The organism is Lysinibacillus sp. NPDC093692 (genome assembly GCF_050280125.1).
Classification (GTDB): domain Bacteria; phylum Bacillota; class Bacilli; order Bacillales_A; family Planococcaceae; genus Lysinibacillus.
This window is the reverse complement of record NZ_JBNNUW010000007.1, coordinates 189463-216043: the sequence shown is the minus strand read 5'-3', so window position 1 is coordinate 216043 and position 26581 is coordinate 189463. Positions and strand designations below refer to the sequence as shown.

Sequence of the window (26581 nt, the reverse complement as noted above, 5' to 3'; positions counted from 1 at the left end):
CGTATATTTAGTATAACGAGATTTTTTTGTGAAATGAACAAAAAACCCCGAATAGGGTCACTTTTTAAAGTGTCCACTATTCGGGGTTCAGTTCATATTTAAAATCATTCGTCTTTTTTATTATTTGCGATAGAGGGCAAATTCCCACGATATATCTTTTCATATCATAAGAGCAATAAAAGTCGAAGCATTGAAGCTCCTAGTAGAACAACATAGTTACGATAAAAGAGGTAATTCCTAGTGAAACCTCACTTGGAATTACCCCTTCCTTTAAGTATTATCATCTCAAATTTTACAAAGCTTCAGGTTTACACTCGGGACATTTACCGTAAATCTCAAATTTATGGTTTTCAATTTCATAGTCTGGCAGCTTTTCTCCAAGCATTTCCATAGGGCAGAGATTTAGCTCCTTAACATTGCCACAATCCATACAAATAAAATGATGGTGATGATGTTCAGACTCACAATGCATACGGAAATTCCGCTCCCCTGATAACTCAGTTTCATCCAGTATTCCTAGCTTCACAAACGTTGAAAGGTTGCGATAAATCGTATCGAAACTCATACCCGGAAAATCTTTTTTCAAAACACCTAATAAATCTCGAGCAGTTAAATATTTATCTGTTGCTGCAAACATATCTAATATTAACTCCCGCTTATCTGTTTTTTTATAGCCGTTTTCTTTTAAAATTCCCCACGCTTTAGAAACGTTCACTGCGCTACCTCCCCCTGTTTTGCAGCCATTTTAAATACTAATTTCTTCACTAGGATAACAAGTAATAAAATTAAGATAGAAGTAACGACAATCGTACCACCAGGTGCTAAATCTAAATAGAAAGCACTAACTAAACCGATTAACACAGCCGCTTCGCCAAAGACAATTGCATAGATGATTGTTTGCTTAAAGCCCTTTGCAAGTCGCATTGCAGCAGCTACTGGTAACGTCATAAGTGATGATACAAGTAAAATACCAACGATGCGCATACTTGCAGCAATAACAAGTGCTGTAATAATCATAAATAAGAGATGAATCCAACGTGCAGGCAGACCGCTAGCTTTTGCATATTCCTCGTCAAAAGATAAAACAAAGAGTTCCTTGAAAAATATAAACAAAAAGATAGCGACAACAACAGCAATTCCTACTACTACCCATAAATCCTGACGTGATACAGCTGACACTGAACCAAATAAATAGCTCATTAAATCCGTGCTAAAGCCGCTTGCAAGCGAGATAAAGATTGCACTAATACCAATCCCACCTGACATAATAATGGGAATAGCAAGTTCTTCATAATGCTTATATACACGTCTAAGACGCTCAATTAAAATGGAACCGCTGACAGAAGCCAGTATACCTAAGTAAATTGGATTTAGCATTGCCAAGGCTGTAACAGATTGACTGATATATAAGCTTCCCGCTATACCTGCCAGTGTCACATGTGATAAGGCATCAGCAATAAGTGAGAGCCTTCGAACGACAATAAAAACACCTAGCAGCGGTGCCAATATGCCAATAACTAGCCCAGAGAAAAAGGCATTTTGTAAAAATTCATAGTTAAATATTGCTTCAATCATTAGCCTTCTCCTTCTAGTGAATCTTTCTCACGGAATGACCGTACCAAGCATCAAGCGCATCGTGAGAAATTGTATCAAATTCATTTTTATAACCGTGGAAGTGGATAGTTTGATTTAAACATGCTACATGACTGATACGATTGGACACTGTATCCACATCGTGTGTAACAAGAATCATTGTAATTCCCTGTTCCCGATTCAATTTCGCCAGCATATCATAAAAGGACTGCACATTCTCGTGATCAATGCCGACAGTTGGTTCATCTAATATTAATAGCTTCGGTTCACTAACTAATGCCCTTGCAATAAAGACACGTTGCTGTTGCCCACCAGATAACTCTCCAATATTACGATTCATAAATGCTTCCATTCCAACAGCTTTTAATGCTTCTAAGACGTTTTCCTTTGCATCTCGTCCAGGTCTTTTAAATAAGCCTAATTTTTTGGATAATCCACTTTTCACAACCTCTTGTACGGTTGCTGGAAACCCTGAATTGAAGGCATTCGATTTTTGTGACACATACCCAATCCATTCACGATGCTTAAAAGTTGTACTTGGTTCACCAAATAGTTTAATTTCTCCAGACATTGGTTTTAGTAACCCTAAAATAATTTTTAATAATGTAGATTTCCCAGAACCGTTCGGACCTAGAAGTGCTAAAAAATCTCCCTCTTCCACTCGGAAAGAGATATTTTTTAATACTTGTGTATAGTCATATTGAAATGACACGTTTTCAATATCAATTAATGATTCTTTCATGTATGTTCTCTTCTTTCTAATTCAAAATCATTACGATTTAACAAGTTGTAAGTATAAATGAAAGTACAGTTTTTGTAAAGAAAATAAGATCATCATAACGTGTGGTTGATTTTTCGTTCCTACTGGGCGCGTCAGTCTCCACTCCAATCAACTTATATCCATGGCATACGTTTTAACAAATGGTATCCACAACTTTTGGTGATGGCCAGAAAATAAGATTTTATTGTGAAGGATTTCATAGCTGTCACGACGTTCACAAGAATGATTTTGTTTTAAAAAATAAACAACTTTAAAAGGAGGATTAGCTTTGAGTATTCAATTTTTACAGCAATTAACACAAAGTAGTGATAAGGAAATCGTTGCGATTGCACGTTCTGAAGGGTTTGAAATTACTACTTTTGAAGTAAAAAAACTCCGGCCTTATTTGGAGCAATTCTCATTTTCATGGCTTTTTTTAGGTATTCCAAAAGATATTCTTGTAGAGGTTGAAGCTGTTTTAGGTAGAAAGCGTTCCAGACAACTAATTGCATTGTTTACGAAATAATCAATTTCATCTTTGTGTACTTATAGCTGACATTGCACTTTAGCTACAATTACTTTTACTAAATAAAAATAAAATAAGCCTGAAATCAGTATTCATGCAGCTGATTTCGGGCTTATTTATTCTATCCTCTTAGAGCGTCGATTAACTCTGGTTTATACTCTCCATTACGAAGCATTTCAATTTCATGTTTATAAGGAGCCGATTTTGATTTGGCATCACTATTTAATGCGACAAATGGTGTTTCTAGGATTTTAGGAACCTCCATTAATTGCGGATGATGGACAACATACTTTAATGCATCAAAGCCAATATGACCGAAGCCAATATTTTCGTGACGGTCTTTTCCTGCACCGCGAACATTTTTAGAATCGTTGATATGCAGGACTTTGATACGGTCAACACCTATTAATTTATCAAACTCATTTAAGACGACATCAAAATCTTCTACAATATTATAACCAGCATCATGCGTATGGCACGTATCAAAGCATACTGAAAGACGTTCATTATGTGTTACACCATCTATAATTTTCGCAAGCTCTTCGAAAGAACGACCACATTCAGTTCCTTTTCCCGCCATTGTTTCTAATGCGATTTGTACCGGGTAATCCTGTGACAGTACTTCATTTAAACCTTCAATAATTTTGGCAATCCCTGCGTCTGCTCCCGCGCCAACATGGGCACCCGGATGCAACACAATTTGTGTTGCTTCCAACGCCGCTGTTCGTTCGATTTCAGTTTGTAAAAAATCTACACCTAGACGGAAAGTTTCAGGTTTTTCTGTGTTTGCAATATTAATAATGTATGGAGCATGAACAACAATATTTGTCATGCCATGCTCTTTCATGTGTAGTAAACCGTTCATAATATTAAGGTCAGCAATTGGCTTACGACGAGTGTTTTGAGGTGCTCCTGTATAAATCATAAAGGTATTTGCCCCATACGAAAGAGCCTCTTTACTTGACCCGAGCAGCATTTCTTTTCCACTCATTGAAACATGTGATCCAAGTAGCATTTGAAAGCCTCCTTATTTTTTACCGCGAGCTTTTAAGCGACGTTCACGCTTTTTAATTTTGTCCATTTCCCATTTCATATTACGTTTATAGCCTGGTTTTACTTTTTTCGGCTTACGTACTAATGATTTAGCTTTTGCATCGATTTCATTTTCATGCTTCACACGATTTTTACGTGCATGACGCTCTTTTAATTCAGACCATTCGCCATTTTTCACGTCTTTTTGAACAAATGGAATACCCATTTTCTCAACACGTACTACTGCATCTTCATCTGATGGCTCAAATAATGTGATAGCAGTTCCTTTATTACCTGCACGGGCTGTACGTCCCACACGATGAACAAAGAATTCTAAGTCCTCTGGAATTTCGTAGTTAATGACATGTGAAATCCCTTGAATATCGATACCACGCGCTGCAAGATCTGTTGCAACGATATATTGATAATCCAAATCTCGAATTTGCTTCATCATCTTCTTACGATCACGCGGACTTAAATCACCATGTATTTGACCACAGCGAATCCCGTTTTCATTTAAGTAGCCTGCAACATGCTCTGCAGTTTTACGTGTGTTAGTGAAAATGACAGCTAAAAATGGATTGATCCCTTCAATAACTTCCAACAAACGTTTGTTACGTGATTTCGAACGCACTGGTACAAGCACAAAGTCAATTCCTTCTGCGACCGGACGTTTATCGTTCATATGGATATGAACAGGTGCTTCCATATATTTTTTTAAGAAAGGCTGAAGCTTTTCTGGAATTGTTGCTGAGAATACAAACATTTCAAGGTTTTCTGGCATTTGGGAAGCAAAACCATCGATTTCCTCTATAAAGCCCATATCGAAGGCTAAATCTGCCTCATCGACAACTAAAATTGGCGCCGTATGCACAAATAACGCTTGCGCTGAAACGAGATCACGAATACGTCCTGGCGTTCCGACAACAATTTGTGGTTGTGTTTTTAACTTATCAATGGAGCGTTGTTTGTCCGTACCTCCAATAAATAATTTCGCTTGAATTGTTGTTCCTTCTATTAATTGATTTAACGCATCAAAAATTTGTTGTGCAAGCTCACGTGTAGGTGACGTAATAACAGCTTGTACTTCCTGCTTATCAGCATTAATTCGTTGCACTATTGGAATTAAAAAACTATGTGTTTTTCCTGTTCCTGTATGCGCTTGTCCGATTGCACTTTTTCCTTTTAATAATAGCGGAATGATTTCCTTTTGAATCGGCGTTGGTTCTGTAAAGCCAAGTTCTGCAATTGCGTCCTGCAAAAATGGCTGAAAATTATAATCAGTATATTTTGACATAATTCGTTCCTCCTAACATCTTTCACATTGTATCATGATTCAACTTTTAGGTATATTCAGGTGTGTTAATTAAGCGTTTTATCCACCCTAATTGAAAGGCTCTGATAACCGCTGGGCTACTTGTCTTCCCACTGAGTCGAGTAGCCCAACTACAATGGACTACATAAGCAAAATATCAACAAAAAAAATTTTATCAGTCAATAATAAATCTATATTTTCCTAATCAACACGCATGAGGTATATTAACGTCCTATTATCTAAAGCATGAACATAATTTTAAATTTTTATCATGGCTGTAGCAAAGCCCTTATCAAAGTTACTCGAAATACTGTGAATATGCAATAAAAATTGCACTCAGACCTGTAAACAAACGCTACTCCTAATTGCATAAAGCTGTAAGGTAATTTAATTGTAAGACCTTGATATTCCTATTTTTTGAGGAGATTTTCTCTATGGTGAGCTACCATAATAATTTAGTCTAGATATTTTTAGTATGTTAATTTTAATACTATTTTGATTCAGTTTGGTACTCGTACTAATGATGAAGAACCGTTGATTTTTCGCTGAGGGCGGCGACTCTTACGGAAATCAGCCACTTGGAGTAAAAATTAACCTTTGTTTTTTGAGACACTTTATCAGGTGTGCTTTTTAAAAATAGGTGTATTTTTGAGGTGAATTAAAGTTGGGCGATAAGTTTGAAAATTAGGGCGACAAATCTTAGAATTGTTCCGATAAAAGGGTTTTTTGTTTCTATTTCGCTAATATATTCCCAATTTTAACTGATTGTAGCTTAGGGTTACTCGAATTAACTCAAATGTATAAAAATGGTTAATCAACACATAAGACACTTATTTTATATTTATTATTTTGTCGACAAGCTGAACCCACCTAATGCTGTTAGAAGGAGCTATGAATAAGTATTTTTTATGTCAATTCATTGTTAACTAATGCCTTACAGAATTACCATATGTTACGATAAAGATGTAAGATACTAGAGGAGGTTGACTTATCATGAAAGCAGCAAGATGGTATAAAGCAAAAGACATCCGTGTAGAAAACATTGAAGAACCAGTAATCGTACCTGGAAAAGTAAAAATTAAAGTACATTGGACAGGGATTTGTGGTAGTGATTTACATGAATATGCAGCTGGCCCAATATTCATTCCAGTGGAACAACCTCACTATGTAAGTAAAGATATTGCGCCAATTGTTATGGGCCATGAGTTTTCTGGTGAAGTAGTAGAAATTGGCGAAGGTGTTTCAAAGGTACAAGTTGGAGATCCTGTCGTTGTAGAACCTATTCTTGCATGTGGCGAATGTGCCGCTTGTAAAAAAGGAAAATATAATATTTGTAAGCATTTAGGATTCCACGGTCTTTCTGGCGGTGGCGGAGGTTTCTCTGAATATACAATGGTAGATGAAAAAATGGTACACAAAATGCCCGAGGGTCTTTCCTATGAACAAGGTGCACTTGTTGAACCAGCGGCAGTAGCATTACATGCAGTTCGTCAAAGTAAACTAAAAGCTGGTGATACAGCAGCTGTCTTTGGTACTGGGCCAATCGGTCTTCTAGTTATCGAGGCATTGCGAGCAGCTGGAGCAGCGGAAATTTATGCGGTAGAACTTTCAGCAGAGCGTGCTGCTAAAGCATTAGAGCTTGGCGCTACAGCTGTTATTAACCCTAAAGATGAGGATGCAGTAGCTCGTCTACATGAATTAACAAATGGTGGCGTAGATGTTGCATTTGAAGTTACAGGTGTTCCTGTTGTATTGCAGCAAGCGATTGATTCAACAACATTTGAAGGTGAAACAATTATCGTTTCTATTTGGGAAACAGACGCTTCTATTCTACCTAATAATATCGTACTATCAGAGCGTTCTGTAAAAGGTATTATTGCTTATCGCGATATTTTCCCAGCAGTTATGGAATTAATGAAACAAGGCTACTTCCCTGCTGAAAATCTTGTGACAAAACGAATTGCTCTTGAGGAAGTCGTAACAGAAGGCTTTGAAGTACTAATGAAAGAGCGAAACCATATTAAAATTCTTGTAAATTCACAAGCTTAATATATAGTGAAACAGGTAGAGAAAATAGTTTCTCTACCTGTTTTTGATTTGTTAAAATTTGTTTCCCCTATATTGTTCATTCTCATAACGTAGGGTTGATTTCCGTTCCGACTAGGCGCTTTGTTGCTGCTACGTTAACACTACGCTTTCGCACAGAGCAAAGCTTCCTGGGGGCTTCCGAGGAGTCGCCCAGTCGTAATGAAGATCAATTTTTCATGGCATACGTTTTAGCATAAGTCCCATCCCAACTTTTATTGATGAGCCTCTTTTCCCTCCATTTTTTTCATAATATCCAAATTAGCCATAAGGAAGTTCACCTTACTTTCTCCAAAAATCCCCAACGAACGTTTTTCTGTATTTGCTTCTATAATTTTTTCAATCTCATCCTTCGAAAGCCCACTTGCTTGGGCAATACGTTCGACTTGTATTTCTGCAGCCTTCACACTGATATGTGGATCCAATCCTGAACCTGAAGCGGTCATTAAATCAGCAGGTATATCTTGTCGTTTTACGGATGGGTTTGCTAGTAAAAACTTCTCGATATCTGCTTCTATCCGTTTTTTCAATTCTGGATTAGATGGTGCATAGTTAAACGTTCCAGAGCTTACACCACTATAATTCACCCGCCCCTTTTCGTCTGGTATCGTATCCTCTTTCATATAAACATTATAGTTAACAGATGAGACACGCCCCCAGAAATATTCTGGTGCCGTAAAAGCTTGACCGATTAATTCTGAGCCGACAGCTTCACCATCCGTCTCTATTAAACTACCATTTGCTTTATGATGAAATAACCCTTGGGCTAATGCAGTCACTGCAAATGGGTATATAAAACCACATAAAACAAACATAGTTAGTGTGATGAGTATTGCTTGCTTTGAGTTCTCAAAAAATTTTCGCATGTAGCTTCCTCCTATAACCCAAACGTATGGAATAGTGGCCCAACTAATAGATCAATCAACTTAATACCAATAAAGGGAGCAATAATACCGCCTACGCCATAAACAAGTAAATTTTTATTTAATAATTTTGCAGCACTCATCGGCTTATACTTGACGCCTTTCATTGCAATTGGTATTAACAATGGAATAATGACCGCATTAAAAATTAAAGCAGAAATGATCGCACTTGTAGGTGAATTGAGATTCATAATGTTTAATGCACTCATCTCAGGTACAGCAACCATTAACATAGCTGGGATAATGGCAAAGTACTTTGCGATATCGTTTGCAATACTAAATGTTGTTAAGGCACCTCGAGTCATCAGCAATTGCTTCCCAATTTCTACAACTTCAATAATTTTAGTTGGATTTGAATCTAAGTCGACCATATTAGCAGCTTCCTTCGCTGCATTCGTTCCTGAATTCATGGCAAGCCCTACATTCGCCTGTGCCAGTGCTGGCGCATCATTCGTGCCGTCACCAGTCATAGCTACAACTTTACCTTGTGCTTGCTCATCTTTAATAACTTGAATTTTATCTTCTGGCTTACTTTCTGCAATAAAGCTATCTACTCCAGCTTCCTTTGCGATAGCTGCTGCAGTTAGCGGATTATCTCCTGTACACATGATTGTTTTAATACCCATTGCTCGAAGCTGATCAAAGCGGTCCTTGAGTCCAGCCTTTACGACATCCTTTAAATAAATAACACCTAAAATTTTATCGTTTAACGCTACTACAAGCGGTGTTCCACCAACAGAAGCTACTTGCTGAATCAGCTGTTCCATATTTGTAGGAATGCCATGACCTGCATTCATACTTTCTTTTTTTATTGTATCGTAGGCTCCTTTTCGAATTTTTGTACCATCCTTCATATCCAATCCGCTCATGCGTGTCTGTGCGGTAAATGGAATATGTTCGCTTGACTTGATAATGTTTTCTTCGTCGTCAGTATTCACTCCTAATTCACAAGCAAGTGACAAAATTGATTTTCCTTCAGGTGTATCATCTGTTAAAGAACTAAGCCATGCAACTTGAATCAAATCTTTACTTTCCACCCCTTTTACTGGGAGAAATTCAGCTGCCATGCGATTGCCATAAGTAATCGTTCCAGTTTTATCTAATATTAAAGTATCCACGTCTCCACACGCCTCTACGGCTCTTCCAGACATCGCAATAACGTTAAACTGTGTAACCCTATCCATTCCTGCAATACCGATTGCCGACAATAATCCTCCTATTGTTGTAGGAATTAAACAAACTGTCAGGGCTATTAATGTTGCGATAGAAATCGGAACATTTAAATAAGTTGTCATTGGATAGAGTGTCACAACAACTAATAAGAAAATAATTGTTAAGCTTACTAAAAGTGTGTTGAGCGCTACCTCATTTGGCGTTTTTTTACGACTGGCTCCCTCGATGAGCGTAATCATTTTATCTAAAAACGATTCCCCTGGCATCGAAGTAATTTCGATCATCAGCCAATCACTCGTAACCGTCGTGCCACCTGTCACTGATGAAAAATCACCACCTCGCTCCTTTACAACAGGAGCAGATTCACCCGTTATTGCCGATTCATCTACTGTTGCAATCCCATCTCTAACTTCCCCGTCATTTGGAATAACCTCTCCTGCTTGAACTAAAACGATATCGCCCTTTTTTAACTCATGTGCCTGTTTAAGTATTTCAGAACCATCACTAAGCAAAACACGAGCCTGTGTCACTGTTTTCGTCTTTTTTAAAGTTTGAACCTGTGCCTTCCCCCGTCCTTCTGCAATCGACTCGGCAAAATTAGCAAATAGAATGGTAACAAAAAGAATGACAGCGACAATCGCATTATACAATCGGTCATGTTCTCCAACCTCGTTACCAAATATATTCGGAAAAAGTGTTAATAACAGTACGAACATAAACCCTATTTCTACTACAAACATAACAGGATTTTTCACCATATATGCTGGGCTAAACTTCTTTAAAGCGTCTATCATAGAGCTTTTAAACATAGTGCCCGTAATAAAACTTTTTCTTGCTGTTTCCATAAGTGTCTCTCCTTATTAAAAATCAATTTCGCCTTGGCGTAATTGTAGCTGACGCTTTGCTTTCGCTGCAGATAAACAATGCGTCCGGATTTTGAATTGTGCACGCACATTTATTCCTTTCAAATTCATCTCACCACATTAAAGGTAGGAGTCTTAAGCTGAATGAAGATAAAGTTGTAAGTGCTCTGTAATTGGCCCAAGTGCTAATGCTGGTAAAAACGTAAGAGCACCAATCATTAAAACGATAGCAACAAGTAAAAATGTAAAAATTGTATTATCTGTTTTCAATGTGCCCACCGAATCACTATGAAACATTTTTTTAGCAAGTAAAGACGCTATGGCTAGTTGAATAATGATCGTCAAATACCGTCCAAAGAACATGGCAAGTCCTGTCGTCACATTCCAAAATGTTGAGTTGTCAGCTAGTCCTTCAAAACCTGAGCCGTTGTTCGCAGAGGCCGATGCAAATTCATATAAAACTTGGGATAAACCATGTGCACCTGGATTCGTTATACCCGCTACCCCTGCTGTTGTTGTAACTGCAAGTGCTGAAAATAGTAGGATAATAGCAGGGTGGATTAAGATACAAAGAGCAATTAATTTCATTTCCTTTTCCTCAATTTTCTTGCCTAAAAACTGAGGTGTTCGACCAATCATTAAACAGGCGATGAAAATCGTCAGTAGCACATACATCATCATGTTCATCAGGCCGACTCCTTTGCCTCCGAACACAACATTCAGCATCATATTAAACATTGGGATAAGACCACCAAGCGGTGTTAATGTATCATGCATATTGTTAACAGATCCCGTTGTAAAAGCAGTAGTCACTGTTGTAAACAACGCTGATTGAGCTACCCCAAAGCGCATCTCTTTTCCTTCCATACTTCCAAGCTCCTGCGAAATTCCGAGCTCACTAATGATTGGATTACCCGCTCTCTCAGCCACATACACAGTCACCAATCCGACTAGAAACAGCACACTCATCGCCACAAAAATGGATAGACCTTGTTTGCCGAATATCGTTTTCTCTTTTCTATGTGCGACCATTAAACTAAATGCAACTACACAAGCACCAGGTAATAACATCATAGATAGCATTTCCACAATATTAGAAATGACCGTTGGATTTTCAAAAGGCGTCGTTGAATTCGCTCCATTAAAACCACCACCATTAGTGCCTATATGCTTAATGGATTCAAGAGAAGCTACAGGCCCAAGTGCAATATCTTGAACTTTACCTTCTATTGTTTGAACAGTTTGATTCGCACTTAAGGTTTGCGGAGAACCTTGAGATACTAAAATAATGGCAACAACAATAGATAAAGGCATTAACACACGTGTAATAACACGAACAAAATCTATAAAGAAATTCCCTATAGTATCAGTTTTAGCAACAAGGCGGCGGCAGAACGCCATACAAGCGGCATATCCAGTAGCTGCAGATGTAAACATCATAAAGATAATGATTAACATTTGTGATAAATAGCTAAGTCCTGATTCGCCACTATAATGTTGAAGATTCGTATTCGTCATAAATGAAATAATGGTATTAAACGAAAGTGTTGCTTCCATATTGTCAATATTATTTGGATTTAAAAACAGCATAGCTTGAATGCGCAATAGAATATATCCAATAAAAACCATAAAAGCATTCGACAAAATTAATGAAAGTACATACTGTTTACCAGTCATATCCACTTGCTTAATGCCACTTAATTTATAAATAACGGCATCAAATCTATCCATTATTGGATCAAGCCATGTTTTTTGTTGCATTGTCACCCGAAATAGATAGTGCCCAGTTAAAATAACGATCGGTAAATAAATAATTAATACGATGGCAATTTGCCACATACCGCAATACCTCCTACTAGCCTATTAATAGTTTTCAGGATAAAGTAATGCATACCCTAGATAACCGAAAAGGAACACAAGTACAATCCCCATAATAATCCACATTTTTATTCCCCCTAATGTGTTGATTAACCATTTTTACCCACTCTACTTATTTAGAAGGCTCTGATTTCCGCTACGGGCTACTCTTTTTGTCGCTGACGCTTCGCTTTCGCACAGAAAACATTCGCTCCGTGCAGGGTCTCGCTTTCCCGCGGGAGTCGAGTAGCCCTACGCTACAATCAGTTAAAATGGGTTTACATGAGCAAAATATCAACAATAACATTCTTTTATCAGCCAATAATTAAACCTACATTTTCTTAATCAATACGCCTGTTATTCCCCCTTACTTCTCTTCGACTAGCTTAAAGCACCATGCGGTTAACGCATAAAGACACGCAAAGCTTATGATGAGTACGCCAGTCATATAAAAGTCCATCAATTCGAAACACCCCTTCTCTCTTTTGGATGCTCTCATCATACTGACTTTCAAATTAATGTAGTGTTAGGAAATCGTTTTTTCTATTAAGAAACTATAAAGAGAGAAAATCTTAATACTTTCTTAATGGAAGATAGCGCTATAATACAAATGAGGTGAAAGAGGATGGAAAATACACGTCCAACTCCAGAGACGTTTTTAGCGAGGCTTCAACAGGAAGAACAATTTGTAGGGAAGTTAAAGATTTTTCTTGGTTATGCTGCTGGAGTAGGTAAAACTTATGCAATGCTAGATGCAGCACATCAAGCACAAAAACTTGGTAAAGATGTGGTAGTTGGCTATGTAGAACCACATCCTCGTCCAGATACGTTAGCTTTACTTGAGGGACTTGAACAAATCCCTACGAAAAAAATAATTTATAAGGGTAAACCTTTTCAGGAATTAGATATTGATGAAGTACTGAAGCGTAAACCGGAAATTGTCCTTATTGATGAATTGGCACACACTAATGTTCCAACGATGCGTCACAAGAAACGTTTTGGAGATGTAGAGGAATTACTTGCAAAGGGCATTCATGTCTATACAACAGTAAACATTCAACATATTGAAAGTCTACACGATATTGTAGAGGAAATAACCGGAATAAAAGTACGGGAGCGTATTCCAGATTATTTAATTGATCAAGCTGCACAAATAAAAATTGTCGATATTGAACCAGATGAGTTAATTCAGCGCCTACAAGAAGGTAAAATTTATGTAAAACAACAAGCTGAAAAAGCAGTGCAATCTTTTTTTCGCAAACAGAATTTAGTATCACTTCGAGAAATTGCACTACGAAGAGCTGCAGATACGATTAACTATAAGCAGGTAAACAGCAGTGAATCTATGAAAAATCCTGTACAAATCGAAGAGCATTTACTTGTTGGTATTAGTAGCTCTCCCACTAATGCTAAGGTTATTCGAACTGCCGCTCGACTTGCACAGGCATTACATGGAAAATTCACCGCTCTTTATGTACAAAACGTACAGGAGCATAATAAAAATAACGCAAATTCAGAACGACTTCAGCAACATCTGAAACTTGTTGAACAGCTTGGCGGCCATGTCGTAATAGTTCAAGAAGATGATGTAGCTGCTGCCCTTGCCAACTATGCACAAATTAGTGGTGTCACCAAATTAGTCATCGGTAGAACTAGTATGAGAAAAAAATGGTGGCGACCAAGTACAAAAATTAGTGATCGGCTCAACGAATTTGTACCGAATTTAGCAATTCACATAGTGCCTGATCAGGAAAACGAACAATTCTACTTCCCTACTGTAAAAAATAAGTTGTCATTTGAATGGCTTGACTTATTAAAAATGGCTATAGTATTTGGCATCGTCTCAGTTGTTGGGCTATATTTTTACAGAATTGGTGTAAGCGACTCGAACATCATCACTATCTACATTTTAGGTGTCTTAATTCTTGCCATTTGGTCATCAGGATGGATGATGAGCATTATTAGCTCCATCATAGCCGTACTGCTTTTTAATTACTTTTTTACAGAACCACGTTTTTCATTTAACGCCTATCATCGCGACTATCCGATGACCTTTGTTATCATGTTCCTTTCAGGAGTGATTACAAGTAGCTTAACAAAAAAAATAAAGGAGCAAACCATTGTAGCTGTTCGTAAATCTTATCGAATGGAAGTGCTCCTTGATACGAATCGCAGGCTTCAACATGCTAAATCGATAGAAGAAATTATTACGGAAGGCATGTCACAAATCGTTAAGTTAGTAGAAAGACCCGTACAATTTTTTGAAATAGAAAATAATTTAATTGAGAACTCATTTTTTTTCCGAGCTGAGAGCATATCTAGTATTGAAAATAATAAAATAGCTTCCTTCTTTGAGAATCCGAATGAACATGGTGTAGTAAGCTGGGTTATCAATAATAAGCATGTAGCAGGTGTGTCCACTGATATATTTCCCGAAGTGAATGCCTACTACGTACCGGTTATTTCAAACGGGCGTGTTAAGGGCGTGATTGGTATTGCACTGTCAAAGCAATCACCGTTACCTGCATTTGAACGAAATATTTTGCATGCCATTATCAATGATTTTTCATTCGCACTTGATAAATGGTATTTACAAAAACTCAATGAAGAAGTAGCTAGAGAAGCTGAGATGGAACAAATACGAGCAAACCTTTTGCGTGCAGTTTCTCATGATTTAAGAACACCGCTAACTGCTATTTCTGGTAATGCAGATATATTACTATCAAATGCATCCCAAATTCGAGAGGATGAAAAAAGCAGAATATATGAGGATATTTATAAAAATTCCAAATGGCTTGTACAAATGGTTGAAAACTTACTTGCTGTGTCTAAGTTAGAAGATGGACAATTTGCTTTAGAGTTACAAATGGAACTAGTAGAAGAAATTATTCAAGAGGCACTAACACATGTCGTTCGTCTAAATAATACCCATGAAATAACCTATCAAATTGAACCTGAATTTGTATTTGCTTTAATGGATGCGCGACTTATTATTCAAGTTCTCATTAATATTATTGATAATGCATTGACCTATACACCATCAGGTAGTGTTATTACTATACGGGTAAAAGAATCTGAACATTTAGTACACTTCAGCATTTCTGATGATGGACCTGGCATTGATGATGCTATAAAAGGAAGCCTTTTTGAGCCATTTACAACTGGAAAAGTACAGCGTAGTGATAGTCGAAGAGGCCTGGGTTTAGGCTTGGCTCTATGTCAAACTATTTTAAAATTACATGGGAGCGAAATAACAGTTTCAGATAATAAACCAAACGGAACGATTTTTAATTTTTCACTGAAAAAAAGCTCTTTACCAAAAGTTAAGGATGACATTTATTAAATTGGGCGACTTCTTGGGATCAACGTCATAGGCGGGATTCTGATCAGCCCTCCTTTGTAATCGCCCATTAGGAACAGAAATAACTCCCATCCATGTTATGGGAAAGAGCCGAAAAAGGAGTAATGAAATTCGATGAATAAACGAATTCTAGTAGTAGAAGACGATATAGCCATTGGCAATTTAATTAAAATGACATTAGCTACTCAGCAGTATGAATTCGACATTGCACGAGATGGTAATAGTGCTCTACAAAAGGCTCTTGCCATGAACCCAGACGTATTTATATTGGATTTAGGACTACCGGACATAGACGGTGTAGAGCTCATAACGAAAATTAGAAGCTGGACTCAAACACCTATTATCGTAGTTAGTGCACGTGGCGAAGAGCACGATAAAATCAATGCTTTAGATGCTGGAGCAGACGATTATGTTACAAAGCCTTTCAGCGTTGAAGAGCTTTTAGCCCGAATTCGAGTAGCTTTGAGAAGAATGTCGTTCGAGCATCAGCTAGAAAACGAACCCTCTGTCTTTGTAAATGGTCATTTACAAATAAACTACGCGGCAAATACTGTGTTTGTAAATGGTAAAGAAGTGCATTTGACCCCTATTGAGTATAAGCTCTTGGTTGTTTTATCAAAGCATGTCGGCAAAGTATTAACACATAATTTTATTTTAAAGGAAATTTGGCACAATGCACTTCAATCGGACGTTCCCAGTCTAAGAGTTTTTATGGCTACTCTTCGAAAGAAAATAGAGGACAATCCAGCTAACCCGAAGTTAATCCAGACACATGTCCGCGTTGGGTACAGAATGCTGCGTTGTCATGAAGAATAAAAGTCTTTAACTTTGCTAAATAGTATTGTTTTATATAGTAAACTTATTATTGATAGACCCGCCAAAAAGTGATAAGATTTTTCCGATAATGATTATCACTACAAGAAAGTAGGTAGATCTCATGAACCTTCATGCGGTTCAATTGGGTGAAAAAGTTAAAGTGAAAGATCTTCAGCAAATTGACACTCTTTTATGTAAACGATTAAATGCTTTCGGTATAAAGGAAGGCTGTCAAGTTTGTATGGTCCAAAAAGGATGGTTTTCTGGCGCTTGTATTTTAGAATGTCAAGGACAGAAAATCGGGCTTAGAAAAAAAGATTTAATGGATATAAAGGTCGAACAATTATGAGTAGATTAGCTTTAATAGGAAACCCCAATATCGGTAAAACATCACTGTTCAATACGTTAACAAATTCATATGAATACGTTGGCAATTGGAGTGGCGTAACCGTTGAAAAAAAAGTAGGACAAGTAAAAAAACTACAAAAGGAAATTATTGATTTACCTGGTGTCTATACGCTTAACCCGATTTCAAGAGATGAAAGTGTTGTGACTTCATTTTTACTTGAAGATCAGGTAGATGGAATTTTAAATATTATTGATGCCTCTAATTTCGAACGAAATATGCAATTAACTGTAGATATACTAGAACTTAGAAAACCTGTTTTCGTTTGTTTAAATATGATAGACGTTGCAAAAAAGAAAGGCATTTCAATTGATGTCGAGAAATTACAGCGTTCTTTGGGAGTACCTGTTATTCCAATAAGTGCTCGTACTGGGAAAGGTGTTGAAGGTATTTATGCCGCGATTCAAGACTCAGATCGTACCCAACAACATTTTACATTAACCTATGATGACCTACTTGAAGAAGGTATCGCAAAAATTGAAGCATTATTACAGCATATACCTGAGGAACAAAAAAGATGGTGTACTATTCAATTTTTATTAGGGAATGAAGCTGTTGATGCTTATTTGAAAGATAATGAATATTTTGAACAGCTAGCTGCAGTACGTGATGCTTTAGAGAAGCAAATAGGTGAACCATTAAATAAAGCTATTGCTAAAAAGCGTGATTTATATATTGCTAACATTTACAGCGAAGTAATCATACAAGAGAAAAGTGAAACACAATGGACAGAGAAAATTGATAAAATTCTAACACACCCGATTTTAGGTATTCCAATTTTCTTAGCACTTATGTTTTTAATGTTTCAGGCAACGTTTGCATGGATTGGTACCCCGATATCTGATTATCTGGATGGATTTGTAGGCGGCCCGCTAACAGATACTGTTACGCAAGGCTTAGAAGCTATTGGTGCATCCCCTTTTATTATTAATTTAATATGTGATGGGATCATTGCAGGGGTTGGTGGCGTCTTAGTGTTCATTCCACAAATCTTTGTACTATTTTTCTTTATTTCACTATTAGAAGATTCCGGGTATATGGCGAGAATTGCTGTTGTTATGGATCGCCTTATGGAATTTTTCGGCTTAAACGGCAAGGCCTTTATTCCGATGATTGTTAGCTTTGGATGTAATGTTCCGGGTGTAATGGCTGCGAGAACAATTGAACAGCCAAGAGAACGACTATTAACTATTCTTGTTGCTCCGTTTATGAGCTGTTCAGCAAGGTTACCTGTATATGCTTTGTTCGGTGCAGCATTTTTTACTGCACATCAATCCTTAGTAGTATTCTCCCTATATGTAATGGGTATAGTGGTAGCGCTTATTGTAACAAAATTATTATCGATGACGATCTTAAAAAATGAAACTTCAGTTTTTATTGTTGAATTACCAGCCTATCATGTACCACAGCTAAAAACACTTTGGCGTTCTACCTGGGAAAAAGGAAAAGGATTTTTCCGTAAAGCTGGTACTATAATCTTTGCCGGTTCCGTGATTATTTGGCTTCTTTCTTATTTAGGACCACATGGCGCTAATGTCAATATGGATGATAGCTTTTTAGCAATTATTGGAGGCGCTTTCGGTGTGTTGTTTATCCCACTTGGCTTTGGAACATGGCAAGCCGGTGCATCCCTAATTGCTGGATTCCTGGCAAAAGAAGTGATTGTTTCGACGATGGCGATTATTTATGGCGTAAGTGAAGGTGTCTTATCATCTACAATGACAACTCATTTTACAGCTTTAAGTGCTTATACATTCTTGGCCTTTGTTTTACTGTACATGCCTTGTTTAGCCACAGTAGGTGCAATAAAAAGAGAAACACAGTCTGTGAAATGGACATTATTCGCAACTATCTATCCATTTGTTGTAGCATATCTAATTGCACTTATGATTTATGGTATTGGGAATTTATTGATGTGAGGTGTATAGAATGTCTTTATTAATTAATATCTTACTCGGTAGCATTATATTTGGCTATGCTGGTATTACCTTATATAAGAGCATTAAGAAGCAGAAGAAGGGCAAGTGCGCATCATGCTCATTACAGAAAAGTTGTTCCTCTAACGTTTGTGCCCCTCCTTCTCAACTGAAAGATTTTACTACTAAATAAATAGAGCGAGGTATTTCCAAACTGTTATTTCGTTGGAGATTATCTCGCTTTTTTGTGCACTTTTAGACATAGAGGACTTTCTTTGTTCTAAAGCTTAAGTATTAAGAAACGTATTAGAGAAAGATTACTTTACAGCCAACGATTTTAAATGTTTCATCATCAAAAGTTAGTGATGACATTTTTATAGTGTATATTCTATATATAAGTTGATTTCCGTTTCGGCTGGGCGACTCCTTGGAGGATCAGCCATAGCGGAACGAAAAACAACTCACGTTTTGGTAATGAGCCTTAAACTTTAAATTTATTGATTTCTTCCTTCACGGACACCGCTTCTTCGCTTAATGCCTTTGCAACAGCGTTAATTTCTTGAATAGTCGCTGCTTGCTCTTCTATTGTCGATGCTATTGTTTCAGATTGTAGTGCAGTATTACTGGAAGTAGTAGACATATCATTGACCGATGCTGCTATTTCTTCAACACTTGCAGAAATTTGTTGTGTAGAAGCAGACACATCCTCAATCTGAGATGTCATATCACTAATCGATTTTAAAATTCCTTCAAAGGCATTTTGGGCATTCTGAATAAATGTGACACCCTCATCCACATTCAATACAGTTACACTTACAGCCTTTTCTACTTCTCTCGTTTCTTGCTGAATAAGCGCTATTACATCGACTATTTGATTGGCAGATGCTTTGGATTCCTCTGCTAATTTACGTACTTCATCTGCCACTACAGCGAAGCCTTTACCATGCTCTCCTGCACGAGCCGCCTCAATCGCAGCATTTAGTGCTAGAAGATTTGTTTGTTCCGTAATCTCAGTAATTACTTTTGTAATATTAACGATTTCAGCTGATTGTGTGCTTAGCTTCTTAATACGTTCATTTGTTGTATTAGAAGATTGTTGGATAATCGACATTTGGTCTTCTGCGACATGCAACGTTTTTTCACCATTATTTGCAATAGATTGCGTGTCGACTGCTTTAGAATGAAGCATTTGAGTTGCCTCTGCAATACGTTGAACACCTTGGGCAGTTTCATCCATTGTTATCGTACTTTCACGACTAGTAATAGCTGCTTGGTTATCACTAATTGCCATTTTCTCCACAAGATTTGCAATATCATGAGAGGAATTTGAAATTTCATCTGTACTTACTGCTAACTCTTCAGCTGCTGATGTTGTATGCTCAACATTTGCAGTCATGCTATGTATTAATGAATGTAAATTAGACTTCATCAAATTAAAAGAATCTGCCAAATCTTTAATTTCATCCTTCGTTCTAACTTCGATATCCTTTTGGCATAAGTCTCCTTCAGCAATTACCTTTGCTGCAGAAGTTAACTTATTGACAGGAACAATTATGGAACGTACAAATAGTAACCCAACTACTACACAAATCATTGCAATAATACAGAACATCCATAAGAACCACTGCTTATTATTATCAATAAGCTTTTCAACATGCGCTAATGAACTTTGCGTGTCTGTAATGTTTTTTTGTTGCAACAAATCTACTTTGTCATTAATCTCAATTGAAGTCGTATCGAATTTCAGCATTATTTTATTCCCTAGCTCAGGCCCTCCTTGAATATAACTATGGGCCATTTTCTGACCTGAACTATAATACTCATCAAACGCTACTTTAATCGCATCTAATTTTTCCTGCTCTTCCGGATGCATTTTTTTCACTTGTTCCAAATTTTCATGAAAAATTTTGCTATATTTATCTGCTTGCTCAAATCCATCATCTAAATTATTAAGTGCTCTTGTGGCACTAATATCCGTCAAATACTGCTGAACCTGTACGACTGCTAGTTTCATTTCATCTGCTAATAACGTCGTTTGAAGTGTTTTTTCTTTTATCAAATGAACTTGCTCTAGTTGGGATTTGGCATTTTGTTGCTGAAAAATCCCCATCACTAAAACTAATACGACGATAAGACCAAACGACACTATACTTCTCACTTTAATTGTCACAGAATACCCCCTATTTTTACCCTCTGCTATTTTAATCTAGTAACTTCAAAATCATCTTTTTGTAAACTTAATGATACATTATACCTTTCTTATCGACCGAAAGAGTGAAAAAATGTGTAGTTTTCAAGAATTTTTTACCACTTATTGACTACATATGAAATAAGTAATCCTGACAGGCTATAGTGAGATACTTTTACAATCGCCTTAGTTATTTATTTGTGGGTGTCGAACGCTAACTTACCCTTCTGCATATCATATTTATAATCAGGTATGTCATCAATGATAAATCACTATTGAAAGGAGATCGTTATGGTATTTAGACCACCTTATCAGTTCCCAATGTATCCTGGTGGCATGGGAATGCCAAGAATGCCCATGCAAATGCCGATGCAAATGCCAATGCAAATGCCTCCACAGATGTCACCACAGTCCTTTTTCCCGCCCGGAGGCTTTCCAAATCAAGCACGAATGCCGGGTGGCTTTCCAATGTCTAGTGGAATAGGATCATTTGGAGGACAAATGCCAATGCCATCTATGCAGGAGCCATCAAAAATAGGTTCATTTTTGCAGCAGGCGAATAGCTTATTTAACTCAGCGAAAACATATACGCCTTACATTCAGCAAGCAATGCCAATGGTGAAAAATATTCCATCACTTTTAAAATTGTATAAAGGGTTTCAAGGTCTTCCTGCTGCTGGAGCTGCCGCAGGGGCTGGAGCAGTAGCAGCTGAAGCAGCAGCTAGCGGAGGAGGAGGTTCTAGCAAAAGTCGAAAAGCGTCTCGAGAAAATACATCCTATACACCAGCTAACCCACTTCCGTCTAAGCCTCGTATTTTCCAGCCGCCTATGTAGATGAAGGTTTCTTTGTATTCGCCGTTCTTGTCCGTTATAATGTAGATAGGTAAGCTTGAAAGGAGTCACAACCATGCAAGTATTAAAAATTAATCCACGTGGCTATTGCTACGGTGTTGTTGATGCGATGGTCATCGCTCGAAACGCCGCATTAGATAAAACATTACCAAGACCTATCTACATTTTAGGTATGATTGTGCATAATAAACATGTCACGGATGCATTTGAAGAAGATGGCATCATCACATTAGATGGCGAGAATCGTTTAGAAATTATTGAACAAGTTGAAACTGGCACTGTTATTTTCACAGCGCACGGTGTTTCACCTGAAATTCGTGAAATTGCGAAGCGAAAAGGCTTAGTATCCATTGATGCTACATGTCCTGACGTAACAGTTACACACGATTTAATTCGTGAAAAATCATCAAATGGCTATGATATTATTTATATCGGTAAAAAAGGCCATCCTGAGCCAGAAGGAGCAATTGGCGTTGCACCAGATCACGTGCATTTAGTACAATCATCCACTGATATTGATGCATTAAATTTAACGAATGATAAATTACTAGTAACGAATCAAACGACGATGAGTCAATGGGATGTCGCTCATTTAATGGATAGTTTAAAAGAGAAATTCCCACATATTGAAGTGCATAAAGAGATTTGTTTAGCAACCCAGGTACGTCAAGAGGCAGTTGCTCAGCAAGCCGGGGAAGCAGAATTACTTATTGTTGTTGGTGATCCAAAATCCAATAACTCAAATCGTTTAACACAAGTATCTGTTGAAATAGCAGGTACGCCATCTTATCGAATTGCAGACGTTTCTGAGCTAAAAATTGAATGGTTAAAAGGCATTAATTCCGTCGCTGTCACTGCAGGGGCGTCAACGCCAACACCAATTGTAAAAGAGGTTATTTCATTCCTTGATCAATTCGATGAAAATGATGAATCAACACATAGCATTAAGCGTACAGTTACATTAGATAAAATTTTACCTAAAATTAAAACGCCAAAGCCTGTTGATAAAATTATGCCGGACTAATTGAAGAATCCTGATTGTTGAAACAGACAATCAGGATTTTTCATTATTTACTAAAGTAATAGTTGACCGGACGACCAATGCCACCATAATGTACATCCATCGTAATTTCCTTTTGCTTCTCTAAATAATCTAAGTATCGTCTTGCTGTTACGCGTGCAATACCTATACCACTGGCAACTTCTTCGGCCGATGCTCCTTCTACAGATTGCAAATAGTGCACAACTTTCTCTAGTGTTGCACGATTAAACCCTTTAGGTAAACTTTTTTCCGGGCGTACGACATTTGTTTGCTGCACCTCATTATGCCCATCATGGTAATGGAATAATTGATCGAGCTCCCCCTGTGTTAGCTCACGCCCTGTTTGTATTTGCTTTTTGAAGCGCAAATAATTTTCAAGCGTGCCTTGCACTCGTTCAAATGAAAAAGGTTTCATAATATAATCAAAGACGCCAAGATGCAGGACCTGTTTGACCGTTTCCATATCATTAGCAGCGGTTACCGTAATTACATCTACTGGTAATTCAAGTTCACGAATTTTTCGTAAGCTTGTCACTCCATCCTGCTCTGGCATGAAAATATCCATAAATACTAATTCTGGTTTAAGTTTTCGAATTTGAGCAATCCCCTCTACTCCATTTGAGGCTTGTCCAATTACTTCAAATCCAGCTATCTTTTCAATAAATTGGCGATTAACTTCTCGCACCATCGGATCGTCCTCTATTAATAAAACCTTTGTTTGTGTCACTGTTAGCCCTCCATACACTCTGTTCTATCTCTATATGTGTAAATTTTCTCAAATGAACCATAAGTAGTCGTCCAGTCTTTACTCTAATCAAAAAACAATTGTTACTCTCAGCCTTTGGTAATATGCCTATTAAGTATGGTAAAAAGTTATTAAAAAGCTTGTTCCCTTATTCGGCTCACTTATGACTTCTATTTCTCCCTTTCCTTTTTGTACAATTTCTTTTATTAAATAAAGTCCAATGCCCCGACCTTTTTTCTCTTTTGTCGAATAACCATTATCAAAAATATGTGATTTTATTTCATTTGTCATGCCTATACCATTATCTGTTACTAGAATTGCAAGCACATCCTCATCCTCATCAACAGAAACATGGATCATTTTTTCTTCAATTTGTACATCCTTTAATGCATCAAAAGCATTTTCAATTAAGTTACCAAATAAAATAACGAAATCATGGTGGTCTAAATTGTTAGGAAATGTTGTCAAACGGCTTTCTCTGTCAATCTCCAGTAGAATTCCCTGCTCTTTCGCATAAGAAATTTTACTAAGGAGAAGCCCTGAAATATTTTCATTTTTAATCCGTTCATTTAAAAAATTTGTAATTTCATCGTGTTCTTCTTTTACTTGCGTTAAGTAAGTGAGTGCTTGTTCATGATGTCCAAGCTGCAAAAGACCAGCAATTGTGTGCAATTTATTTTTATGCTCATGCGTTTGTACGCGTAATGCTTGTACGAATGCCTTAACACCCGTTAATTCCTCTGCAAGTTTTTTCACTTCTGTACGATCCTTAAACATGGCCACAGCGCCAACTGTTTTTCCATTAACTTGTATAGGAATACGATTACTCATAATACTGTGATCATTTATATAGAGCTCACGATTGAAAATAGGTTGATCTAGCTCCAAAATTTCCGGTAATCGTGTATCCGGTAATATATCAAAAATTTTCTTCCCTATTAATGTTGATGGTTGTTTATGTACACCTAATATTTCACACGCTTTTTCATTAAATATTGTGATTGTCAATTCATTATCTATAGCAATAATCCCTTCATGCATTGCGTTAAAGGTTTCTGTTCTTTCTACATACATTTTAGCAATTTCATGAGGCTCTAACCCAAACATTTGCTTTTTCATATGAAGGCCTAACGTATGAGCCCCCCATGCACTAAAGAAAAGAGACAATAAGATTGTAATGATTAATTCTGTTTGAATCGATTGTAGTAACTCCGCAATAGTTAAAACACTATAACCTACTACTACTACACCTATTTGTCTTCCTTCTTTACTCATTATCGGGACGAATGCTCGTACCATATCTCCATGTTCACCATGTGCAATAGATGTATAATAATGCTCAGAAAACGCTGCATTTAGATCACCTGATTGCGAAACACGACCGATCTCTTCTGTTTTTGGATGTGAATACTTGCGCCTTTGCATATCAAGGACAACAATATACTGCGCTCCATTTATATCACGTATTTCTTCCACTACAGGATTAATGTGTTCCGTAGCCTCATTAAAATTATTATTTGCAATGTACGTTTTTAGCTCAGGAAGCTGTGATACTGTTTTTGCGACAAGCAGAGCCTGATTTCCAAGCTTATCCTTTTGTTCATTCATGACATACCCTAGCAAAAATGTACCACCTATACTAAAGGAGAGCATGAGAATAAAAAAAGTCAGAGACATAATTTTTCTCTTCATCGATAATTTTTGAAATTTCAAGATGTACGCCTCCTCTTACTATATTTTAGCTTACTCCATATGTTAGAATAACAAAAACATCAGAAAATACGAATAAATTGGGTGTAATTGATGAAAAAATTTATTATTGGAACAATAGTAACCGTTTTATTATTAACGATAGCGATTGGTGTTCAACAAGGCTTACTATTCGCCAAGCCTCTTCCCTATGACCATGAGCAAAAAGGCTTGGATACACAAATAACGATTCATTTAAGTCATGTAGTAGCTGAGAATACACCAAAAGGACAAGCGGCAAGTAAATTCGCCGAGCTTGTTCAGGAAAAAACAAATGGTGAGGTGAAGGTACACGTCTACCCAAACTCTTCTTTGTTTAATGATGAAAATGAGTTTCAGGCTTTAGAAAATGGAGAAGTAGAAATGATTATCCCTACTTTTTCAAAGATGACATCCTATATACCAAATTTGCAGGTTCTTGATTTACCTTATCTTTTTAATACGGATGATGAAGTCCACGAAGTTCTTACAGGTTCGATTGGTGAAGAATTGTTAAATGAGCTTGAACCTTTTCATATAAAAGGACTAGGTTTTTGGCATAATGGCTTTAAACATTTAACTACTGTCAATCACCCTATTCATAGATTTGAAGACTTAAAAGGCCTACGAGTCCGTACAATGCCAAGTAAAACGCTTGAAAAGCAATTCGAGGCTGTTGGGGCTACCCCAACTCCAATTTCCTTTAGCGAGGTTTTTACTGATTTAGAATCGAATACTATTGATGCTCAGGAAAACACAGCGTCAAACATTTATTCTAAAGGTTTCTATAAGGTGCAAAAGCATATGACATTAACTAAGCATGGCATTTTAGGATACGCTGTTTTAATAAACGATAAGTTTTGGAAATCCTTACCTCCTAAAATCCAAAAGCAGATTATGGAGGCTATGAAGGAAACAACAGACTGGCAATTTGAACAAGCTGTAGAAATGAACAAAGAAGATTTACAAAAGCTTGAGCAGCAAGATAACTTTGAGATTTATACGATGAGCAATGAGGAACGACAACGTTTTAAAGAAAAACTAGCACCTGTCTATGATTTTTATAGAAACAATGTACAAAACAACGATGTTTTATCCGAAATAGAAAAAATTGTATCTCCTTAAAGTGAAACTTTTAAACAGTGAGGTTTCTTCACTGCCCGTTATTATGAAATTAATAATTTTGTTCATTAATGATAAAATTCTCACCTTCGTGGGGATTTTTTCTTTTGTATTATAATAGATTCCAAAATTGCAAATCTACTATAAAACAGCCCCAAACTCTTACTATGACTAGTTTTATTGATCCTCCGACTAAAAATGAACAAAATGAACAATAGAAACATTACGGACATAAAAACTATTGTCGGAAAATTTCAGCTATGATAACCACATGAAAG

The 26581-nt window shown here is 37.0% G+C and carries 21 protein-coding genes; 10 read left to right on the top strand and 11 right to left on the bottom strand.

The genetic code is table 11. The features are described from left to right. Nucleotides 1–292: 292 nt before the first annotated feature. From ACQKN4_RS10475 to ACQKN4_RS10465, 3 genes are read right to left on the bottom strand one after another with little or no spacing between them, the layout of a single operon-like run. Nucleotides 293–715, bottom strand: coding sequence for a Fur family transcriptional regulator (locus ACQKN4_RS10475; protein ID WP_079563460.1), 423 nt, complete (start codon nucleotides 713–715; stop codon nucleotides 293–295). Further along, nucleotides 712–1575, bottom strand: coding sequence for a metal ABC transporter permease (locus ACQKN4_RS10470; protein WP_079563461.1), 864 nt, complete (start codon nucleotides 1573–1575; stop codon nucleotides 712–714). Before ACQKN4_RS10470 ends, ACQKN4_RS10475 begins: the two co-directional genes overlap by 4 nt. Before the next feature lie 13 nt (nucleotides 1576–1588). Next, a complete protein-coding gene (locus tag ACQKN4_RS10465; RefSeq protein WP_079563462.1) occupies nucleotides 1589–2335 on the bottom strand; it encodes a metal ABC transporter ATP-binding protein in 747 nt (248 codons plus the stop codon). Nucleotides 2336–2642: 307 nt separating this feature from the next. Here ACQKN4_RS10465 and ACQKN4_RS10460 point away from each other — a divergent pair, with 307 nt between their 5' ends. Beyond that, nucleotides 2643–2879 carry a Nif11 family protein gene (locus ACQKN4_RS10460; protein WP_427483608.1) on the top strand — a complete coding sequence of 79 codons (237 nt, stop codon included), beginning with the start codon at nucleotides 2643–2645 and terminating at the stop codon, nucleotides 2877–2879. Between the two features lie 121 nt (nucleotides 2880–3000). On the opposite strand, the gene ACQKN4_RS10455 is transcribed toward ACQKN4_RS10460, so the two are convergent. Together ACQKN4_RS10455 and ACQKN4_RS10450 are read right to left on the bottom strand one after the other, a co-directional pair. Further along, complete coding sequence (locus ACQKN4_RS10455; protein WP_427483607.1) at nucleotides 3001–3894, bottom strand: deoxyribonuclease IV; 894 nt, start codon at nucleotides 3892–3894, stop codon at nucleotides 3001–3003. Between the two features lie 12 nt (nucleotides 3895–3906). Then, nucleotides 3907–5208 carry a DEAD/DEAH box helicase gene (locus ACQKN4_RS10450; RefSeq protein WP_079563807.1) on the bottom strand — a complete coding sequence of 434 codons (1302 nt, stop codon included), beginning with the start codon at nucleotides 5206–5208 and terminating at the stop codon, nucleotides 3907–3909. Between the two features lie 1011 nt (nucleotides 5209–6219). Here ACQKN4_RS10450 and ACQKN4_RS10445 point away from each other — a divergent pair. Then, nucleotides 6220–7275, top strand: a complete 1056-nt coding sequence (locus tag ACQKN4_RS10445; protein WP_427483606.1) for a 2,3-butanediol dehydrogenase — start codon at nucleotides 6220–6222, stop codon at nucleotides 7273–7275. Between the two features lie 251 nt (nucleotides 7276–7526). Here ACQKN4_RS10445 and kdpC read toward each other — a convergent pair whose 3' ends face one another. The 3 genes from kdpC to kdpA form a co-directional block, all read right to left on the bottom strand. After that, nucleotides 7527–8177 carry a K(+)-transporting ATPase subunit C gene (gene kdpC, locus ACQKN4_RS10440; protein WP_427483605.1) on the bottom strand — a complete coding sequence of 217 codons (651 nt, stop codon included), beginning with the start codon at nucleotides 8175–8177 and terminating at the stop codon, nucleotides 7527–7529. A gap of 11 nt (nucleotides 8178–8188) precedes the next feature. Next, nucleotides 8189–10252 (bottom strand): potassium-transporting ATPase subunit KdpB, encoded by a 2064-nt coding sequence (gene kdpB, locus ACQKN4_RS10435; RefSeq protein ID WP_427483604.1) that lies wholly within the window; start codon nucleotides 10250–10252, stop codon nucleotides 8189–8191. Nucleotides 10253–10405: 153 nt separating this feature from the next. Next, nucleotides 10406–12109 carry a potassium-transporting ATPase subunit KdpA gene (gene kdpA, locus ACQKN4_RS10430; RefSeq protein ID WP_079563815.1) on the bottom strand — a complete coding sequence of 568 codons (1704 nt, stop codon included), beginning with the start codon at nucleotides 12107–12109 and terminating at the stop codon, nucleotides 10406–10408. Between the two features lie 643 nt (nucleotides 12110–12752). On the opposite strand from kdpA, the gene ACQKN4_RS10425 reads away from it, so the two are divergent. The 5 genes from ACQKN4_RS10425 to ACQKN4_RS10405 all read left to right on the top strand — a co-directional run bounded on the left by ACQKN4_RS10425 (nucleotide 12753) and on the right by ACQKN4_RS10405 (nucleotide 18819). Continuing rightward, entirely contained in the window at nucleotides 12753–15470 is a 2718-nt protein-coding gene (locus tag ACQKN4_RS10425; protein WP_079563819.1) for a sensor histidine kinase, read from the top strand. Between the two features lie 132 nt (nucleotides 15471–15602). Next, nucleotides 15603–16304, top strand: a complete 702-nt coding sequence (locus ACQKN4_RS10420) for a response regulator transcription factor (RefSeq protein WP_079563822.1) — start codon at nucleotides 15603–15605, stop codon at nucleotides 16302–16304. Nucleotides 16305–16425: 121 nt separating this feature from the next. Beyond that, complete coding sequence (locus ACQKN4_RS10415) at nucleotides 16426–16653, top strand: FeoA family protein (RefSeq protein ID WP_079563825.1); 228 nt, start codon at nucleotides 16426–16428, stop codon at nucleotides 16651–16653. Next, on the top strand, nucleotides 16650–18629 hold the full coding sequence (gene feoB / locus ACQKN4_RS10410; RefSeq protein WP_079563827.1) for a ferrous iron transport protein B: 1980 nt from the start codon (nucleotides 16650–16652) through the stop codon (nucleotides 18627–18629). The genes ACQKN4_RS10415 and feoB overlap by 4 nt, the downstream gene beginning before the upstream one ends. A 10-nt stretch (nucleotides 18630–18639) precedes the next feature. Then, nucleotides 18640–18819 carry a FeoB-associated Cys-rich membrane protein gene (locus tag ACQKN4_RS10405; protein ID WP_079563830.1) on the top strand — a complete coding sequence of 60 codons (180 nt, stop codon included), beginning with the start codon at nucleotides 18640–18642 and terminating at the stop codon, nucleotides 18817–18819. A gap of 288 nt (nucleotides 18820–19107) precedes the next feature. Here the strand turns inward: ACQKN4_RS10405 and ACQKN4_RS10400 are convergent, their stop codons facing one another. Next, the gene (locus ACQKN4_RS10400; protein WP_079563832.1) at nucleotides 19108–20796 is read right to left on the bottom strand and encodes a methyl-accepting chemotaxis protein; all 1689 of its coding nucleotides are present in this window, start codon (nucleotides 20794–20796) and stop codon (nucleotides 19108–19110) included. Nucleotides 20797–21105: 309 nt separating this feature from the next. Between ACQKN4_RS10400 and vrrA the strand changes: the two genes are divergently transcribed. Together vrrA and ACQKN4_RS10390 are read left to right on the top strand one after the other, a co-directional pair. Continuing rightward, on the top strand, nucleotides 21106–21648 hold the full coding sequence (gene vrrA / locus ACQKN4_RS10395) for a VrrA/YqfQ family protein (RefSeq protein ID WP_427483603.1): 543 nt from the start codon (nucleotides 21106–21108) through the stop codon (nucleotides 21646–21648). Between the two features lie 73 nt (nucleotides 21649–21721). Continuing rightward, complete coding sequence (locus tag ACQKN4_RS10390) at nucleotides 21722–22690, top strand: 4-hydroxy-3-methylbut-2-enyl diphosphate reductase (RefSeq protein WP_079563836.1); 969 nt, start codon at nucleotides 21722–21724, stop codon at nucleotides 22688–22690. 43 nt (nucleotides 22691–22733) lie between these two features. Here ACQKN4_RS10390 and ACQKN4_RS10385 read toward each other — a convergent pair whose 3' ends face one another. Next, a complete protein-coding gene (locus ACQKN4_RS10385) occupies nucleotides 22734–23435 on the bottom strand; it encodes a response regulator (RefSeq protein ID WP_079563838.1) in 702 nt (233 codons plus the stop codon). A gap of 129 nt (nucleotides 23436–23564) precedes the next feature. Next, nucleotides 23565–25145: an ATP-binding protein gene (locus tag ACQKN4_RS10380; protein ID WP_427483614.1), complete on the bottom strand. Its 1581-nt coding sequence runs from the start codon at nucleotides 25143–25145 to the stop codon at nucleotides 23565–23567. Nucleotides 25146–25256: 111 nt separating this feature from the next. Here ACQKN4_RS10380 and ACQKN4_RS10375 point away from each other — a divergent pair, with 111 nt between their 5' ends. Beyond that, the gene (locus tag ACQKN4_RS10375) at nucleotides 25257–26306 is read left to right on the top strand and encodes a TRAP transporter substrate-binding protein (protein WP_079563843.1); all 1050 of its coding nucleotides are present in this window, start codon (nucleotides 25257–25259) and stop codon (nucleotides 26304–26306) included. Nucleotides 26307–26581 lie beyond the last annotated feature (275 nt).

What these genes read in the sequence shown, in the direction of transcription:
- ACQKN4_RS10425 (WP_079563819.1), top strand. Translation starts at nt 12,753, where the DNA reads ATGGAAAATACACGTCCAACTCCAGAGACGTTTTTAGCGAGGCTTCAA.
- ACQKN4_RS10375 (WP_079563843.1), top strand. Translation starts at nt 25,257, where the DNA reads ATGAAAAAATTTATTATTGGAACAATAGTAACCGTTTTATTATTAACG.
- ACQKN4_RS10415 (WP_079563825.1), top strand. Translation starts at nt 16,426, where the DNA reads ATGAACCTTCATGCGGTTCAATTGGGTGAAAAAGTTAAAGTGAAAGAT.
- ACQKN4_RS10420 (WP_079563822.1), top strand. Translation starts at nt 15,603, where the DNA reads ATGAATAAACGAATTCTAGTAGTAGAAGACGATATAGCCATTGGCAAT.
- ACQKN4_RS10405 (WP_079563830.1), top strand. Translation starts at nt 18,640, where the DNA reads ATGTCTTTATTAATTAATATCTTACTCGGTAGCATTATATTTGGCTAT.
- ACQKN4_RS10445 (WP_427483606.1), top strand. Translation starts at nt 6,220, where the DNA reads ATGAAAGCAGCAAGATGGTATAAAGCAAAAGACATCCGTGTAGAAAAC.
- kdpB (WP_427483604.1), bottom strand. Translation starts at nt 10,252, where the DNA reads ATGGAAACAGCAAGAAAAAGTTTTATTACGGGCACTATGTTTAAAAGC.
- kdpA (WP_079563815.1), bottom strand. Translation starts at nt 12,109, where the DNA reads ATGTGGCAAATTGCCATCGTATTAATTATTTATTTACCGATCGTTATT.
- ACQKN4_RS10470 (WP_079563461.1), bottom strand. Translation starts at nt 1,575, where the DNA reads ATGATTGAAGCAATATTTAACTATGAATTTTTACAAAATGCCTTTTTC.
- vrrA (WP_427483603.1), top strand. Translation starts at nt 21,106, where the DNA reads ATGGTATTTAGACCACCTTATCAGTTCCCAATGTATCCTGGTGGCATG.
- kdpC (WP_427483605.1), bottom strand. Translation starts at nt 8,177, where the DNA reads ATGCGAAAATTTTTTGAGAACTCAAAGCAAGCAATACTCATCACACTA.
- ACQKN4_RS10390 (WP_079563836.1), top strand. Translation starts at nt 21,722, where the DNA reads ATGCAAGTATTAAAAATTAATCCACGTGGCTATTGCTACGGTGTTGTT.
- ACQKN4_RS10455 (WP_427483607.1), bottom strand. Translation starts at nt 3,894, where the DNA reads ATGCTACTTGGATCACATGTTTCAATGAGTGGAAAAGAAATGCTGCTC.
- ACQKN4_RS10380 (WP_427483614.1), bottom strand. Translation starts at nt 25,145, where the DNA reads ATGAAGAGAAAAATTATGTCTCTGACTTTTTTTATTCTCATGCTCTCC.
- ACQKN4_RS10465 (WP_079563462.1), bottom strand. Translation starts at nt 2,335, where the DNA reads ATGAAAGAATCATTAATTGATATTGAAAACGTGTCATTTCAATATGAC.
- ACQKN4_RS10450 (WP_079563807.1), bottom strand. Translation starts at nt 5,208, where the DNA reads ATGTCAAAATATACTGATTATAATTTTCAGCCATTTTTGCAGGACGCA.
- feoB (WP_079563827.1), top strand. Translation starts at nt 16,650, where the DNA reads ATGAGTAGATTAGCTTTAATAGGAAACCCCAATATCGGTAAAACATCA.